At 27.2% G+C, this 17810-nt stretch carries 17 protein-coding genes; 2 read left to right on the top strand and 15 right to left on the bottom strand.

The window, feature by feature from the left end:
- Positions 1-9 precede the first annotated feature (9 nt).
- The 8 genes from WAO56_RS10090 to WAO56_RS10055 form a co-directional block, all read right to left on the bottom strand.
- Positions 10-900 carry a sugar ABC transporter permease gene (locus WAO56_RS10090; RefSeq protein WP_422144876.1) on the bottom strand — a complete coding sequence of 297 codons (891 nt, stop codon included), beginning with the start codon at positions 898-900 and terminating at the stop codon, positions 10-12.
- Positions 901-2982 carry an ABC transporter permease subunit gene (locus WAO56_RS10085; protein WP_422144875.1) on the bottom strand — a complete coding sequence of 694 codons (2082 nt, stop codon included), beginning with the start codon at positions 2980-2982 and terminating at the stop codon, positions 901-903.
- A gap of 12 nt (positions 2983-2994) precedes the next feature.
- A complete protein-coding gene (locus WAO56_RS10080) occupies positions 2995-3402 on the bottom strand; it encodes a hypothetical protein (protein ID WP_422146352.1) in 408 nt (135 codons plus the stop codon).
- 45 nt (positions 3403-3447) lie between these two features.
- The gene (locus WAO56_RS10075; protein ID WP_422144873.1) at positions 3448-4776 is read right to left on the bottom strand and encodes a sugar ABC transporter substrate-binding protein; all 1329 of its coding nucleotides are present in this window, start codon (positions 4774-4776) and stop codon (positions 3448-3450) included.
- A gap of 211 nt (positions 4777-4987) precedes the next feature.
- Positions 4988-5314, bottom strand: coding sequence for a YerC/YecD family TrpR-related protein (locus WAO56_RS10070; RefSeq protein WP_422144872.1), 327 nt, complete (start codon positions 5312-5314; stop codon positions 4988-4990).
- Between the two features lie 15 nt (positions 5315-5329).
- On the bottom strand, positions 5330-7000 hold the full coding sequence (locus tag WAO56_RS10065) for a formate--tetrahydrofolate ligase (protein ID WP_422144871.1): 1671 nt from the start codon (positions 6998-7000) through the stop codon (positions 5330-5332).
- Between the two features lie 177 nt (positions 7001-7177).
- Complete coding sequence (typA, locus tag WAO56_RS10060; protein WP_422144870.1) at positions 7178-9007, bottom strand: translational GTPase TypA; 1830 nt, start codon at positions 9005-9007, stop codon at positions 7178-7180.
- Positions 9008-9079: 72 nt separating this feature from the next.
- Complete coding sequence (locus WAO56_RS10055; RefSeq protein WP_422144869.1) at positions 9080-9460, bottom strand: ATP-binding protein; 381 nt, start codon at positions 9458-9460, stop codon at positions 9080-9082.
- 131 nt (positions 9461-9591) lie between these two features.
- Here WAO56_RS10055 and rd point away from each other — a divergent pair, with 131 nt between their 5' ends.
- Positions 9592-9750 carry a rubredoxin gene (rd, locus tag WAO56_RS10050; RefSeq protein ID WP_422144868.1) on the top strand — a complete coding sequence of 53 codons (159 nt, stop codon included), beginning with the start codon at positions 9592-9594 and terminating at the stop codon, positions 9748-9750.
- Positions 9751-9911: 161 nt separating this feature from the next.
- Here rd and yihA read toward each other — a convergent pair whose 3' ends face one another.
- The 3 genes from yihA to WAO56_RS10035 are packed head-to-tail and all read right to left on the bottom strand — an operon-like array spanning position 9912 to position 11516.
- On the bottom strand, positions 9912-10517 hold the full coding sequence (gene yihA / locus WAO56_RS10045; protein WP_422144867.1) for a ribosome biogenesis GTP-binding protein YihA/YsxC: 606 nt from the start codon (positions 10515-10517) through the stop codon (positions 9912-9914).
- Positions 10518-10526: 9 nt separating this feature from the next.
- Entirely contained in the window at positions 10527-11015 is a 489-nt protein-coding gene (locus WAO56_RS10040; protein WP_422144866.1) for a ferritin, read from the bottom strand.
- Positions 11016-11033: 18 nt separating this feature from the next.
- Positions 11034-11516 (bottom strand): ferritin-like domain-containing protein, encoded by a 483-nt coding sequence (locus WAO56_RS10035; protein WP_422144865.1) that lies wholly within the window; start codon positions 11514-11516, stop codon positions 11034-11036.
- A gap of 139 nt (positions 11517-11655) precedes the next feature.
- On the opposite strand from WAO56_RS10035, the gene WAO56_RS10030 reads away from it, so the two are divergent.
- Positions 11656-12888, top strand: a complete 1233-nt coding sequence (locus WAO56_RS10030; protein ID WP_422144864.1) for a S41 family peptidase — start codon at positions 11656-11658, stop codon at positions 12886-12888.
- 37 nt (positions 12889-12925) lie between these two features.
- Here WAO56_RS10030 and WAO56_RS10025 read toward each other — a convergent pair whose 3' ends face one another.
- From WAO56_RS10025 to WAO56_RS10010, 4 genes are all read right to left on the bottom strand, one after another.
- Complete coding sequence (locus tag WAO56_RS10025; RefSeq protein WP_422144863.1) at positions 12926-13825, bottom strand: PIG-L family deacetylase; 900 nt, start codon at positions 13823-13825, stop codon at positions 12926-12928.
- A 4-nt stretch (positions 13826-13829) separates the two neighbouring features.
- Positions 13830-13988, bottom strand: a complete 159-nt coding sequence (locus WAO56_RS10020) for a hypothetical protein (protein ID WP_422146351.1) — start codon at positions 13986-13988, stop codon at positions 13830-13832.
- A gap of 123 nt (positions 13989-14111) precedes the next feature.
- On the bottom strand, positions 14112-15182 hold the full coding sequence (locus WAO56_RS10015; protein WP_422144861.1) for a GNAT family N-acetyltransferase: 1071 nt from the start codon (positions 15180-15182) through the stop codon (positions 14112-14114).
- A gap of 41 nt (positions 15183-15223) precedes the next feature.
- On the bottom strand, positions 15224-17788 hold the full coding sequence (locus WAO56_RS10010) for a YfhO family protein (RefSeq protein WP_422144860.1): 2565 nt from the start codon (positions 17786-17788) through the stop codon (positions 15224-15226).
- Positions 17789-17810: the final 22 nt, after the last annotated feature.

Below are 17810 nucleotides of genomic sequence, written 5' to 3'. Positions count from 1 at the left end.
TCCTCCTAATTAACCTTTTACTGATCCTGATGATAATCCAGATACTAGTTGTTTTTGCAACGCTATAAATAATACCACTATTGGTATTGCAGTTAATAGTCCTCCTGCTGCAAATGCTGGTTGATTCATATTTCTTTCATCGTTAACCAATGTAAATAAACCAGTTGCTAAAGTATAGGTCTCTGGACTTGTCAACAATATTTTTGATATTAAATAATCCATAAACGGACCAATAAATGACCACAATGCAATTATTGACAGCATAGGTCTTGCTATAGGCATTATTATAAGTCTATAAATTTGCATATTTGAACAACCATCTATTCTGGCAGCTTCATCTAATTCTGGTGAAATAGAATCTATATATCCTTTTAAAATAAAGGTATTTGAAGCTATTCCCCCTGCTGCATAAATAAGAACCAACATTACCTGTCTACTAAATATAGGAATTTTAGACTCTATTATAGACTGCATTGTAAAATATGCTGTAATCCCTACAAATGTAGGTATTACTTGTATTAACATAATAGCCATTAAAGAGGTTTTCTTACCTTTAAATCTAAATCTTGAATAAGCATAACCTGTAAAAGAAACTACTATTAAAGTAACTAAAGCCGTTGCTACTGCAATTAAAATCGTATTTATAACCCAGGTTATAAAATGAGTTTCCTTAAATAGATACTCAAAGTTCTTTAAGGAAAATACAAATTCCGTATTTAACATTATATTTCTTCCTTGATTTCCATTAAAGGATGATGACACCATTTGGAATATAGGAAGTATTATTGCTAAACTCCATAATATTAAAACTAAATAGCTTACAAAAAGGCCTATTTTCCCAACTAATGTTAAAGGAGGTCTATCTGATAGATAAAGATTTTTATTTTTATTTTTTTTCATTTAAATATCCTCCTTAAAAGCTTTTGAATTTCTATATCCAATAAATGTAAATACCATTAATCCAATGGATATAAATATAGTTATTGCAGCTCCTACTGCCTGGTAACCATTTACCATTGTTAAATTATATATATACGATATTAATATATCTGATGAGCCTGCTAAGTTTCCATAATTTGTAGGATTAAACGGTCCCCCTTGATTAAATAAATAAATTATAGAGAAATTATTAAAATTAAATGTATATTGGCTTACAAGTAAAGGTGCTGTTTGGAATAAAACCAATGGAATGGTGATTTTAGTCAACCTTTGTAAGGCTGTTGCTCCGTCAATATCAGCTGCTTCATATAAATCTCCAGGTATTCCCTGTAACACTCCTGTTGCCAATAAAAATATATATGAAGACCCTAACCAACCCTGTAAGCATATTAAGGCTATTCTTGTTAGTACCGTACTATTTTTTATTAGTACATCTGTACCAAACATACCTGATAGTATTTCTGTAATTGCTCCTCCTGGTGATGCCATAATACTAAAGAACATTATAGTTATAAACGCCGGTACTGCCCATGGTAATAGAAATATCGTTCTAAAAACCACCTTCCCCTTTATTCTTTCGTTATGAGCTAAAAGAGCTAAAGCAAAGCCAATAAATATAGCAAGTGTTGTTGCCCCAAATGTCCATATTAATGTCCATACTAGGATTTTCCAGAATACAGAACCTGCCATTCCTTCACCTTTCAGTAACATGGCATAATTCTTAAATCCTATCCAACTAAATTTAGATTGATGATCTGGGTCCATATTTGTAAAGGAAAGTAACAAGGCTGTAGCAATTGGCACTATTACTATAAATACAATAAGTATTAGGGCAGGTATACTTACAATATAAGGAAATCCATTATTATCTATATTGTCCTTAGTTTCAAACCAATTATTTTCACGTATTCCCTTAAATCTATTTTTCAAAACCCCATAGACATCTTTAAATGACAAGATTAATATTAAAACTGCAAAAACCAATAATACAAAGGCTATTATACCTTCTATCATAAATATTAAACTCTTATCTAGCCTAGCTCCTCCTTCTGCTAAACTTAATAAGCCAGATATTCCCGTTCCTTGATAATTACCAAATCCAAGACTATAGGGTATTGCAACACTATAAATAAATAAACTTCCTAATAAGAAAAATAACGATTTCATATATTGTCTGTTTAAAATTTGTCCCAATCCCGGTATTGGGAAGGTAATAATTGCTTTCCAACTGTCTTTACTTTCAACTTCCACAGGTGTTTTTCTTCTAAGATCGGCTATATCTGCATTTAATATTTTCTTTCTGGTTTTTACACCATCTTTAAACATAAATTCTATGGATTTTTTTAAATTAATATAGTATTTTTCCTTAGATTCAAAACTCTTTGTTTCAATATCGTCTTTGAATTTATATTTAGATTGTTTTACTTCATTTTTATAAGCCTTTTTAGATATAATTCCCTTGTTCTTTTTATCTTTTAATTGCAATTTTTGTTCATTTAAAAGTTTTTTTCTATTTTCAATATATTCTTCTATTTCTTTTTTTACAAGGCCTTCTTGATTTTTATCAATATTTTTTAATTCTTCATTGATGAAATTAATATCTTTATTTAAGTTATTATATTCCCTTATAATTAAAGGTAGTTGTTCTACTAATAATTTATTGCTTTTATACTCTAGTTCAAAATCATAACTTAAATCTACATATTTTTTATAAAATTCGATTTTTTCAATAGCTAGTCTAAATTCTATATCTAATTTCAACAATGATTTTGGTAAGATATTGTTGTTATCTTTTTTATGATTTTCAGCTAAAGTTTTTAAGCTGTTTAAAAATTCCTTTTCTTCTTTTTTTACCTTATTTAATTCTATAATATATTTATTTGAGTTCTTTTTTGAAACTAGGTCCTTTAATTTGTTTTTATAATTAACGTCCTTTGTTTCTTCATATTTTTCTTGAAGCTCAGCTACTTCCTTTAAATATAAATTTTTTCTCTCATGAGGGTTTCCAATACTGTCATAAACTTTTATTTCATAACCAATCAATGCCGAACCTCCTTACTTTAACTTTATTAACAAAATATATATAAGTAATAGAAAAGTAGAAATAATACTTATATAAAAAAATATCGAGCCAATAAAAAATCCCATTATTTTCATTATTAAACTCGACAATAATAGCAATACCCATACTGCCTTATATAACCAATTAACTTTGATTTTCTTATAGGTGAAAAATGTATATATAGACAAAATTATCGGAATTAATACACCTTGTAAATATCCTAATAAACCTATTGTTACAAATTCATCATAAGTTATATTGTTGCCTAATGTTTCCTTGTATAGTTCAAAATAATTTAAATCCTTAACAGCCATTAACACCTGTAATGATTCTGACAAAATAATTATTCCCGACAATATTAAGATTGCTATTAGTTGTTTTGTTTCTAATTTCTTTCCCATATTATTAATGAAATAAGAAGGAGTTAGACTCCTTCTTAACTCCTTTTATTGACCTAAATTTGTCATAAAAGCTTCAAATGATGCCTTTACTTCATTGTAAGCAGCTTCTGCATCTGCTGGTTTAACGCTATTCCATGATAATATTGCATTTTCCCATGTTGTCCAAACATTATCTATTTCACTAAAAGTTGGACGGGCAACTGATTTTTCATATGAATCTATAGTTGCTTTTATAACATTTTTATCAGCATCTGATAAACCTGTTTTTTCATAATCTTCAACTGGAACATTTTCAAGTATCTTTCCTGTAGCTTTAAATAGGTCTTCTGCAAATTCTGGATTAATTAATTCAGCTATTAAAGCGTTAGCTAAAGCCATTTTATCTTCATCTACTTCAATTCTAGAATTAATTACAAGACCCCATCCACTCTTCCAGTGTTTTAATGGTTTACCGTTTACTGTTATCATCTCTGTTGAAATAACATCTAAATCATTACCTTCATTTGTAAATTCTCCTAAACTATTCATAGCCCAAGGACCATCTAATCTTAATGATGACTCTCCTCCGGATTTAAAGCTTTCATCTATAAATGAATCGGCAGATGATTTATCTAAAATAGGACTGTTCTCTTCAGAGTTTCCTTTCCAATAATTATATAGCGATTCAAAAACAGCTTGTTTATCTTCTGATAATTCACTGTAAGGAGTAGTTAAATCCGTAGTTAATTTACCATCGTCTTCTTTTGTTAATAAATTAATATCAGCAGAATTTAAAAATGCAACTCCAAACCATAAGTCGTGAATTTTTGTTACAAAATCATTTTGTTTTAAATCATTAAATTCTAATGGATTTGAATAGTCAACTCCTTTAGCTTCTGCATTTGCTTTATTTGCATATACTACAAGGGTTTCTATATTGTATGGAAATCCTAAGTAATCTCCATCAACTTTAAAGTTTTTCCCAATACCATTATCTAGGTCTTCATAACCTGCTACTTTAGATTTTATATATTCTGTATCTACAGCACCAAGTACATCGTTTTTAACTAAACCACTTATTCTATCAATTGGAATTGCAAAAACATCAGCTACGTCTTTATTAGTTCCATCTGTTTGATCAATAACATCTATATGATCAAAAGCACCTTTTTCTATTATATTAATAGTTGCATCTGGATTGTCTTTCTTTACTCTTTCTATTGCATTGTTATAGTAATCCATCCATTCCTTCTCTGCTTGTACAGATATTTCTGCTTTTATTCCCTTTGCTTCTCCTGAAGAAGCTGGTTTCTTCTCCTCTTTTCCTCCACATGATGTTAGCCCTAAGGTTAATGCTAATACCATACTCATTCCAACAATTAACTTCTTTCTCATATTTTCCTCCTTTTAATATTCGCTTAATAAAGCTTTTAGTAATCTTTTACCCAATATTAGATTATTTAACAGATTTTTGTTAATATACTAATATATTAATAAAAATCTGTTATTAAATTAACATTACGTTTATATGATACAACTATTTTGAAAATAATTCAATAAAAAAACAAAGATTTAAAAGTTATTTAAATCTTTGTTTTTTTATTATTTATTTTTTATTCTTTTTCTTTCTTTCTAAATCTCTTGCTATTAAAGTATCCAGTACTAACTCATAACCCTCAGCACCATAGTTTAAACTTCTGTTTACCCTACTAATAGTAGCTGTAGAGGCTCCTGTTTCCTTCTCTATTTCGTTATAGGTTTTTCTAATTTTTAATAGCTTTGCTACTTCTAACCTTTGAGTAATTGAATGTAATTCTCTTACAGTACAAACATCTTCAAAAAATTTGTAGCAATCCTCTTTATTTTCTAACATTAAAACAGCGTCAAAAAATTCATCAATTTGTTTACTTTTTATTCTCGACTCATCTGTCAAATAAATCACTCCTTATTAGAATAATCCAACAATTTCCCCAGATTCTAATACGTCTATATTATTAGCAGCAGGAACTTTAGGTAATCCTGGCATGGTCATTATATCTCCTGTTAGGACTACAATAAAACCTGCCCCTCTAGAAACTCTTAAATCCCTAACTGTTACTGTAAACCCTGTTGGTGCTCCTAGCAATTTTGGATCATCTGAGAAGGAATATTGAGTTTTAGCCATACATACAGGATAATTATCAAGTCCTAAATCAGATATTTCTTTTAATTTCTTTTTAGCTTTTGAAGTAAAGTCTACTCCATCTCCACCATAAATATCTTTTACAATTGTTTCAATTTTTTCTTCTATTGATTTTTCATCATCATATAAATAATGGAATTTATTTTCACTTTCTTCTATTTTATCTACTACTACTTGTGCAAGTTCTACTGCACCTTCTCCACCTTTTGCCCATACATCACAAATAACTGCAACTGTACCTGCTTTTACTGTTAAATCTTTTAGTAATTCAACTTCTTTATCTGTATCTGTTGGGAATTTATTAATTGCAACTACTACAGGTATTCCATAGCTTGCCATATTTTTAATATGTCTTTCTAAGTTAGCAAATCCTTTTGTTAAAGCATCTAAGTTTTCAGTTCCTAAATCGGCTTTAGCAACTCCTCCGTGATGTTTTAAAGCTCTTACAGTTGCTACTACAACTGTTGCATCTGGTGTTATTCCACCAAGTCTACATTTAATGTCAAAGAATTTCTCTGCTCCTAAGTCTCCACCAAAACCAGCTTCTGTAACTGTGTAATCACATAATTTCATAGCCATTTTAGTTGCAACAACAGAGTTACATCCATGTGCTATATTAGCAAATGGTCCACCATGAAGTATTGCTGGTGTATTTTCTAATGTTTGAACTAGGTTAGGGTTAATAGCATCTTTCATTACTAAGGCTACTGCACCTTGAGCTTTTAAATCTTTCGCATATATAGGTTCCCCTTCATAACTATATGCAACTAAAATATTACCAATTCTTTCTTTTAAATCTGATAAACTTGTACTTAAACATAAAATTGCCATAATTTCTGAAGCAACTGTTATGTCAAATCCATCTTCTCTTGGAACACCATTAGGTTTTCCACCTAATCCAACAACAATATTTCTTAATGCTCTATCATTCATATCAAGAACTCTTTTCCAAAGAATTCTTCTTGGATCTATTCTTAATTCATTTCCTTGTTGTAAATGATTGTCTAATAATGCAGAAATTAAGTTATGGGCAGTTGTAATAGCATGGAAGTCCCCTGTAAAATGCATATTAATGTCTTCCATTGGAACTACTTGAGCGTATCCACCACCTGCTGCTCCACCTTTAACTCCGAAGCTTGGTCCTAATGAAGGTTCTCTTAACGCTGAAATAGATGATTTACCAATTTTGTTTAACCCCATTGATAAACCTACATTCATAGTTGTTTTTCCTTCTCCTGCAGGAGTAGGGTTTATAGCTGTAACTAAAATCAGTTTCCCATCTTCTTTATCTTTTAACCTTTCCAATAAGCCTAAATCTATTTTAGCCTTATAATTACCATATAAGTAAAGGTCATCACTATCTATTCCTAAACGTTTGCCTACTTCTAAGATTGTATCCATCTTTGCTTCTTGAGCAATTTGTACATCTGTTTTCATTAATTAGCCTCCTCATTTTAATTATCTCTACCATATATAATAACAACTTTTGTAAAGTAAAGCAATAGTTTTACTTAATAAAAAAATGTAATCTTACTCTAATAGGTGATATATTTTTGACTTTTCTTAACAAAGAAAAAAGGCGAATTACTGCCTTTTTCCCTAGATAAATTCGCCTTATTTGCTATTTTTTTTTGATTTATATCTCTTTTCTGAGTTAAGGATTTTTTTTCTTAATCTAAAATTTTTTGGAGTTATTTCTACTAACTCATCTTCTTCAATAAATTCCAATAACTCTTCTAAGCTCATAATTTTAGGTGGTGACAACTTTAAAGCTTCATCAGCTGCTGATGATCTAATATTGGTTTGGGCTTTTTTCTTGCAAACATTTACCTCTATATCTAATCCTTTTGGATTTGAGCCTATAACCATACCTTCATATACTTCTTCACCTGGTTTTATAAATAAAACCCCTCTACTTTGAGCTGCATTAAGTCCGTAAGCTGTAGCTGTTCCTGTTTCATATGATATTAAAGATCCTGTACTTCTTCTTGGTATTTCACCTTTGAATCTTGCATATTCTTTAAATTCAGAATTTATTACTCCACTACCTTTCGTATCTGAAATAAATTCTTGACGGTAGCCTATTAATCCTCTTGTAGGAATTTCAAAAACCAATCTTGTATATCCACCTTGGGATGGTTTCATATCTTTAAGTTCAGCTTTTCTTTGACCTAATTTTTCAATTATAGTTCCAACAAACTCTTCATCAACATCAATTACAACAGTTTCTATAGGTTCTAGTAATTTACCATCATCATCTTTTTTATAGAGTACTTCAGGTTTTGATACTTGAAATTCATAATCTTCCCTTCTCAAGTTTTCAATTAATACAGAAAGATGCAATTCTCCTCTACCACTAACCCTAAAAGAGTCGGTACTGTCTGTATCCTCAACTCTTAAACTAACATCTGTCTCTAGCTCTTTGTATAATCTATTTCTAATCTGTCTACTTGTTACATATTTCCCTTCTCTACCAGCAAAAGGGCTGTTGTTTACTATAAAATTCATTGATAAGGTAGGCTCTGATATTTTAACAAAGGGTAATGGTCTTACATCCTCTTCAGAACAAATAGTGTCTCCAATATTTATTCCTTCAACACCAGTTACAGCAACTATATTACCTACTGTAGATTCATTTACCTCAACTCTATTAAGACCTTGAAATTCATAAATTTTTGTTATAGTTATTTTTTTATCTACACTTTTATCATTATAGTTAACTATATGTGCTGTATCATTTACTTTTATACTTCCGGACTCTAATTTACCAATACCTATTCTACCAACATACTCACTATAATCCGTTGTTGAAATCAATAACTTAAATGGTTCATCTATATCCCCTTCTGGAGCAGGTATATAATCTATTATAGTGTCTAGTAATGGTGTCATGTCTGTATATTTTTCATTAGGGTCTTTAGTAGCGTAACCTTCTCTTGCTGAAGCGTATATAAATGGAGAATCCAAATATTCTTCCCCTGCATTTAATTGTATAAATAAGTCTAATATCTCATCAACTACTTCATCTGGTCTAGCTTCTTCCCTATCTATTTTATTTATACATACTATTGTTGGCAAATTTAATTCAAAAGCCTTTTTAAGAACAAATTTAGTTTGTGGCATTGGTCCTTCAAAAGCATCAACTACTAATACTACACCGTTAGCCATCATTAAAACCCGTTCAACTTCACCACCAAAGTCAGCATGACCAGGAGTATCTATTATGTTGATTTTATAATCCTTATATTCGATTGCTGTATTTTTAGATAAAATAGTAATTCCTCTTTCTTTTTCGATATCATTACTATCCATTATTCTATCTTCTACTTCTTGATTTTCTCTAAATATTCCACTGGTTTTTAACAAACCATCTACTAATGTTGTCTTACCATGATCAACATGGGCAATTATTGCTATATTTCTTATATTATTTTTTAATGTCATTTAATCAATCCACTTCCTATAAAATCTAACTTTAACAGTATATCACAAAATCAGCAAAAAAATAGAAGCAAATTATAAATATAATTCTGCTACTATTTCATTTTTGTTGAATATTAAATTGTCGGTTAGTTTTTTTACTATAAGTAATCCCCTACCACAAGTTTTACATTCTTCTACTTTAGCAGTAATTTCTTGCTTCACTCCTTCACCTTCATCTTTTACCTTTATGATTATTTTATTATCATCTATTTCTGCCGATAAAGAAATTTTCTTTGACAAATCATTTTTATTACCATGCTGTACACAATTTACCAATAACTCTGTAATAATTAAACGAATGTCATATATTAATTCTTCATCATCAAAATAGTTTGTTAATTTACTTATGAAGTCTTTAGTCATATGAGTAGCATTAAAAATACTGCTGCAAGTACAATCCTCATATATATTCATGTCTATCACCATTATATATTTACCCTAAAATAAAAAATTATCACAATTTATTAAAGATAAAATATATTGTTTAATTTCTATTTTTAGGGTATAAATAGTTTGTATCTAATTTGAAAGGAGGGGTGTTGATTATGAAAAGATATGTATGTCAACCTTGTGGATATATATACGATCCAGCAGAAGGAGATCCTGATGGAGGAATAGCTCCAGGTACAGCTTTTGAAGATTTACCAGAGGATTGGGTTTGTCCAGTATGCGGAGCTGGTAAAGATATGTTTGAAGAAGAATAATCAAAATAAAATATCTTTAAATAATATAAAAGTAGACATATTTATAATGTCTACTTTTTTTGTAAAAAATAAATTTTTCTTTTACTATTTTAATAAATAATATTAATTTAGAATCTTAATAAATTTAATTCCAGTAATTATATATAAAATATAATTACTATTTATTCATCAAAACCTGAACCGTATTTTACTATATTTTCAATTTGTTCTCTTACAATATCTATATTTATCTTTTTTTCTGAGCTAAAAGGTATTATTAAATCTCTATCTTTTATATTTAAAGTCTTCATTATAAGATCTACATTTGTTTTATACTTAGATTTTGAGATTTTATCAGCCTTATTTGCTATTACAAAACCTGTAAATTCATAAGACAAAATCCAATCATACATCTGTATATCATTTTGTGTTGGCTTATGTCTAATATCTACAATTAAGATTGTTTCATAAAGATTTTTTCTATTATTTAAATAAGTTTCAATTATTTTAGCCCAATTATCCTTCTCCGTTTTTGATACTGAAGCATAACCATAGCCTGGCAAATCTACTAACCTAAACTCCTCATTTATATTATAGAAGTTAACGGTTCTAGTTTTACCTGGTTTTGAACTAGTTCTTGCAAGATTTTTTCTATTTATTACTGCATTAATAAAACTCGATTTTCCAACATTTGACCTACCTGCAAAGGCTATTTCAGGTAGGTCATCAACTGGATATTGATTTAATGTTGCAGCTATTGTTTCAAGTCTACTGGATTTAATTTTCATAGCTAAATACTATTGTCTTTGAGCCATTTCACCATCAAAAATATAAAGTCCTGAAATACTTCCGTCAATTCTTTCAAGTCTTGTAACTATAGCTTCAAATGACGCTTCTTCTTCAACTTGTTCTGTTATATACCAAGATAATAAATCTTCAGATGCATAATCTCCAATTTCTCTTGCTTCATCAAATAATTTTCTTATTCTAGAAGTAACAATTTTTTCATGTTCTAATGCTGCTTTAAATATTTCTTCTAAATCCTTATATTCTGATTTTGGTTCGCCAATTGCTTTTAATTTTACATCATAGCCAACTTCTAATAGATAATCTTTAAATTTATCTGCATGTTCTATTTCTTCTGCTTCTTGTTTGTATAAGAAATTAGCATATCCATTCCAATCATTTATTTCACACCAATGAGCCATTGCTCTATAAATATATGCAGACTCTAATTCAAAATTATATTGTTCATTCATATTTTCAAGTAATTTTTTATTATCCATAATATTAATATCTCCTTTTTATAATTTAGCTAATGAACTATTTATTATAAATAATCCATTTGATTTTTTTCCCATTCTTTTCATTCTTAATTCTAATGGTTCAATATAAGATACAACTTTTGTTTGATTTGCTAATAAGCCTTTAAAGAAAATCTCTATTTCAATATTATTTTCTTCACGAGCTTTTAAAACAATTTTGTCATATTTCTTACATAGTTCTTTTTCAGTTTCAACTACAGACTTAATAACATCCTGTAGGTCTTCAATGTCGCTATTAATCTTATCCATTTTTTCAAATGAGACCTTATATCCTAATTGTCTTAAGTAGTCCTCTATTATTTCAGAATCTTTTAAAGCATACATAGCCTGTTTATTTAATAGATTAGAGAACCCTTTCCAACCATTACGATCAGTCCAAGATTTCATGGATCTATAATAAAGATAATTATTTAAATTATAATTAATTAGCTTATTTGCATTATCTAGTACTTTGTTATCCATTGCATCTCCCTCTTTCTTTTCCTACTTAATAGTTTATACCCTTTTAATAAATTTGTTAACAAGTTTTAATTTAATTATTACTTAAATTTATAGTATAATAATAAATATCAAACAAATAATGTTATTCTGGGAGTAATATATGAAAAAAAAGTATAGAAGAAAAAACAAAAAAACTAATTTGTTTCTAATATTTTTCTATATTGCTATTTTTATAATAGCTTTTCTTTTATTTGAACCTAGTAAATTTTTAAAGGAAGATAATTCCACTAAAAAAAATACAATTTTAGTTCAACTTACTGAAAAAGATAAACTAGAGGAATTTAACTTTATAATAGATTTATTAGAAAACGATTATCCCTATTTATCTATTAACGAAAAATATGCTGAAATAAACCTAAATAAAATAAGAGAAAAATATAAAGAATTGATTAAAGAAACAAAAGATGACATAAATTACGAGAAAATTTTATCTGATTTTTTCAAGGAATTTAACCAGCCTAATTTATATCTATTAGATTCTGATAATTATTATTTATACCAACAATATTTAGAAACTATGGATAATTCTCCTTGGTATAAGGTTATAAATTCCAAAATGCCATCATTACGCTATGGAGAATATAAGAACAACTTCAAAAACAACGATTACTTTAGTGGACTTTCTATGACAATTCTCTTAGAGAATAAAATTGCCTATATAAAAATAACCGATTTTAGTCCTCTCTTTGTTGAAACGGACAAACCTCTTATAGAAAACTTCCTTAAAAGTATTAATGATTATCCTTACTTAATAATCGATATAAGAGATAACCAAGGACAATCTATTGAGTATGTCCTAAATAATATAGTTGAACCACTAGCTCATGATACTCTTGTAATGGATTCTATTATACTTGAAAGAAATGAAAATCATAAGGAATTTTTAAACTATTATAATAACTTACCCTACATAACAATAAAAAATGATTATAAAAATTCCTCATTGTTAAAGGATACTCCTATCTCTAAGGAAAACCTTGAAAGCTTTCCCCTTTATAGGGAATATAATATAAGAATTAATAAAAAATCAAGTTTTAAAGGTGAAATATTCTTATTGCAAAACAAAAACACTAAAAATGCCGCTGATTTTTTTAGTCAATTTTCAAATATTACCGATTTTGCCAATACCGTTGGCCAATTTACAGGAGGAAACGGTGTTAACCTTAACACTGCCTTTATTGAACTACCAAAAAGTGGTTTTATTCTTTCAATGCCTGTTGGTATGGGAATTAACGAAGAAGGATCCTCTAATACTGAATTTGGTACCTATCCTGAAATACGGGTAGATGAAGAGGCAGATTCATTAAATGTTCTACTTGAAATGTTAAATTAAAACTTCCAGACTGTATAATTGTCTGGAAGTTTTTAATTTAAAAATTATTTAATAATTTATCAAATGATTTTTGAGCCTTGTATTCATTATTAACAACCTTATAAAAAGACCTATGATTTCCAATTCTATATGGGATAATATCTTCAATATTAATATTTTTAAAAATTTCTAATAATTTAATATATTCCTTAGTACTTAATTTCGTATAAAACTCAATAGGCTCATTTTCATTTATGGAAAGTCCTTTATATTTATTTAATTTTGAGAAAACATTAAAATCCATAGCTTTTTTTTGACTTTCAAATATATTATATAGTTTGTTTTTTTCATTTAAATCTATTTTACAATATGAATTAATAAGGCTATTAGGCAGTAAATTACTAACCTCATATAGGTATATATCTCCCTTAAAATTCGATTTTTTTAATACCTTGTATAGAACTTTATTAACCCATCTATGTTCAGGATGAGCATCAAATGGTGATACAATAAATAGATTTTTATAATTTACCTTTGAAATTTTATTACTGAGTTTTTCTATTGCATAATCTGTGAATTTTTCTACATTGTTGTTTTCTACATCTAGGGTTTCTATTTTATTTATCTTTAGTTCTTTTGCCAAATTAAAAGCTTCATTTTTTCTTATTAGCTTTGTATTTTCCGAACCCTTTTTTAAACTACCACCGCTATCGGTCATATAAATAAAATCAACCTTTTCATTATCCTGCTTGTTTTTTACTAACAATCCTCCCAGACCAATAGTTTCATCATCAACATGAGGTATAATCACTAATGTTTTTCCCAATGGTTTCATATCTATTAAATCTAATTTTTTATTGTTAATTTCATAAGATTTATATAGTCTTTTTATATCTAAAATGTTCTTATATTTTATTGGATAATATAATATCTTAGCTAGTATATCTTTAAAACTCATAAAATTATCTCCAAGTATCAACTATTATTTTTCTTTTATCTTTAAATTTTATGGTGATAAAATATCCGATTTTTAAAAAACCATTTTTTATTACCATGTTTTTAGATTTAAAATTAGTATTATCTACTATTGTATAGCAATTTAATTTTTTATTATCCTTCATAAAGTTTTTTAAATAGGAAAAAATTAAATTAGTTATACCTTTAGCCCTATATTCAGAAAATATTAATACATCAAACAAATACATGCTATCTTTATTTATATTCTTTTTTGTTCCACTTGTCCCTTAAAATTTATTTTTAATATTTATTAATTTCTTAATCATTTTGATTTTCCAATTTTTTTCATTCCAACTTTCAAAATTATAAACTATATTAAAATCTTTTGTCCATTTAAATTTCCAAGGATATCGTCCTGCACCAAAGTCAAATATCTCTATATCTGAGAAGTCTAACAAATAATCAAATATTTCTTTATATATAACACTGTTGGGACTAAATGATTCATACTTAATATTATAAGCTGAATTCCAAGAATAGATAATTTTATTCTCTTTGTAGCATAGTTTATAGTTAATTATTTCATCATTGTCTGTTTTCAAAATGAATAATATCATTTTCGAATTATTAACAACAGTACTTTTATAAAAATTATTTAATCCTTCTTGGAAGAAAATACTTCTTCTATTCCTTCTATTCATTTCTTCCTTTAAATACTCTTGTTCCTCTAAATGGAGATTAATTATTTCGTTAAAAAGTTCTTTATTAATATTTTCTTCTACTTCAAATTTATAGCCTAAATCCCTTTTTAATTTATTTTTAAATTTATTTACCTTAGAAGGTTTTGATAATTTCAATTCTCCGTTTCTAATTTTTTTTAAATTTAAAAATGGTGTTTCATTATAAAAATTAAAGTTTTTATTATATCTATCATCTTTTAAAAAATAATATGCTAAATTCGATTTACTTTCTATCTTTTCTAAGACTATTCTGTCAAATAAGTTATCATTTTCAAAAATAACATCTAATATTTTTTTAATGATAGAGTATTTGTTTGAAAAATCTTCTTTAAGTATAAAATTCTTATAATCCCCATTACCAATAAATTTTAATTCCTTAATCCTAAACGAAAGAATTTTTCTTATTTGTATATATAAGGGTGCTATTCCTAATATACTATCTTTTTCTTTAACTACAATTATAAATAATACATCATTTTTATCAAATACATTTTCTACCCAGTTTTTTATAAAACCATATTGAACATAAATATTATTATTATTCATTTTTTCAATGGTTTCCCAATCCTCTTTTATTTCTTCTATTTCTTCTATAGTTCTTAAAATTTCAATTTCCATATTCTCACCAATTTAAATATATTATTAATAACTAAAACTTCTTATTCTATTATAAATATTTCTTTTTTCTTTTCTCTTCTAATAATAAAAACGAGAATAATAAGAGAAAACCCTGCTATAATCACACCTTCCTTAAATCCTACTGGTGTATATTTAAATTCTATTAAATGCTCTCCTTTTTCTAAATATAATCCTACGAAAGCATCTTTAAAGGGTTTTACTTCTGCTTTCTTTCCATCTACATAAACTATCCATCCTTCATTATAGGGAATTGAAGTAAATAAGTATCCCTTATCTATAGTGGTTATTTCCATATTCACTTTTCTAGAACTATATTTTACCAAGTTAGCAGATTCTTCTTCTAATATTTCGTATCCCTCGTTAAATACTTCTTTCTCTAATAAAGCTAAGTTTAGAAAATAATCCCCATCATCTTCTGAATTAATTTTTATTATAAATTTAACTGTTTCTCCTTTTTCAAAATATCCAACAGACATAACGGATTTTCTTCTTGCATCTAAAGTTTTATTATCCTTATTGGTTTCTAGCATTATTTTTTCATCTTCTACTTTATCGGTTTCAATGTAATAATATCCACTTTCAGGTATTATATATTCAATATTAATTTGACCTTCAGAATCGCTATTTGAAATTGTATAATTATATCTTCCATTGTTATACTCTTCTAAATTCATTTCTAATGAATTAATTTTATTTTTATCTACTACAGTAAATATATTTTCATCAATTCCTGTAAAAGACCTAAAAAGAGAATTTTGATTTTCCAATAAAGTACTATAATAATTTTCATTTAAGGCCTGCTCTTTTATCATAAATCCTAAGGGTAGGCTCTTATTATTTTTATATAAAAAGACATTATTATTTTCTTCTAATAATTCTATTCCTAAATTTTCGTGTAACTTTTTATTTCTTGAAATAAAATAATCTATATTTAAAATTCCATTTGTTAATGGAGAGCCATAATTATAAAAATACCTATTTCCTATTGGATAGGATGGAACACCAATATTTTCTAAAAATGTAGATACCCTTGCATCAATTGTCGATGAAAACAAGGCAACTCCATTATATTGATATAGGGCAGGATCGTTGTAGGTAAACCTATCTAGAACTTCCATTCTATAAAAATTGTCTTCTTTTTCCTTTTCCACCTTATCTATAAAGTATTCAATTTCCTTTTTATTTTCATTAAATATAGCATGATCTGTTTTTCCTGCTGTACTAACACCAATATAGGTATTTGCAAAAACTTCAGCAATAATTAAAAAATATACTAAGGCAGATATTGTTTCCCTATATTTAATTCTATTACTATATATTAATATTAAGTAAACTAATAATAAAACAACATTAGCAATTAACACTTCTATTGTTCTATTACTTCCTAGAAATATTACTATTCCTAAAGTTATTAGAGAAATAGAAATATATTCTCTATTTTCAAATTCATTAAGGTTTTTATAACCCTTATAGGCAATTACAACTAATACAAAGGACAAGATAAATGTAAATCTATAGGGAAGCATATTAGTATATCTAAATCCATGCCAAATATAGTTTAATATATTTATATTGGTACTTAAAATTAATAATAATACCACTAGTAAGCTTAATACTTTTTCTTTAATTTTAATTTTTCTTGTTAAAAAATACGCTACTGTAAAGAATATTGTAATTAGTCCTGAATATATATTAGGTAAGCCTTCTCTAACTGTGGGGAAATTAAAGGCTAAAAAATTTGAAAATATATCTATAAAGGAATGATATGTTTCAATATTTCCCGAAAAAGGACTGGCTGTTTTAAAGACATTTGTTAAGGTAATTGCTGCAGGTATTAAAATCCAAGAAAATAAACCTGCTGCTAAAATTGAAGCTCCTAATATTATAAATCCTCTTTTTATAAATTCAAAAAATTTTACTCCTATATTTATTGAATAAAAAATATAAAATATTATTGCAAATATACTAACAAAAATACTCATATAGTAATTTGTAAAAAAACATAGTGCTAAAGAAATTATATAAGTTTTATACTTATTTTTTAATATAATATTCTTTAAACCCAATATAACTAATGGGAAGAGGGCAAAAACATCTATCCACATAATATTCCAATAATAACCTGCTATAAAACCACATAAGGAGTATAGCACTGAAAAAATAACTAAAGAATAATCCTTTTCATTATAGATAGACTTTAAATAAATTGAACAAGTTAAGGCAGCTAGTCCTACTTTTATAGCTATTAATAAAGCAAAAAAAATACTAAGCATAGATTCTGGAACAAGAATTGTCAATAGGTTTAATGGACTTGTACAATAATAAGCCATTAAGGAAATAAAATCCGTACCTAATCCTAAATGCCAGCTATAGAAAATAGATTCGCCACTTAAAATTTTTCCTCTTAATTCTAACATGAACTGATAATACTGATGGTAGGCATCAATTACTAATATCTGACTGTCACCAAAGGGATAAAATCTAGAGACTATAAAAATTAACAGAAAAACTATAACCGGAATTAGGAAAGATAGTATGTAAAAATAATTTTTTTTATTTTCAAGTCTCTTTAATTTTTCTATCATAAACAACTCCTAAAACAAATAT

Origin of the sequence: Miniphocaeibacter sp. (genome assembly GCF_049276255.1) — a bacterium.
Lineage (GTDB): Bacteria > Bacillota > Clostridia > Tissierellales > Peptoniphilaceae > Miniphocaeibacter.
The sequence above is the reverse complement of the archived record's forward strand: the minus strand, read 5'-3'. Positions and strand labels throughout refer to the sequence as shown.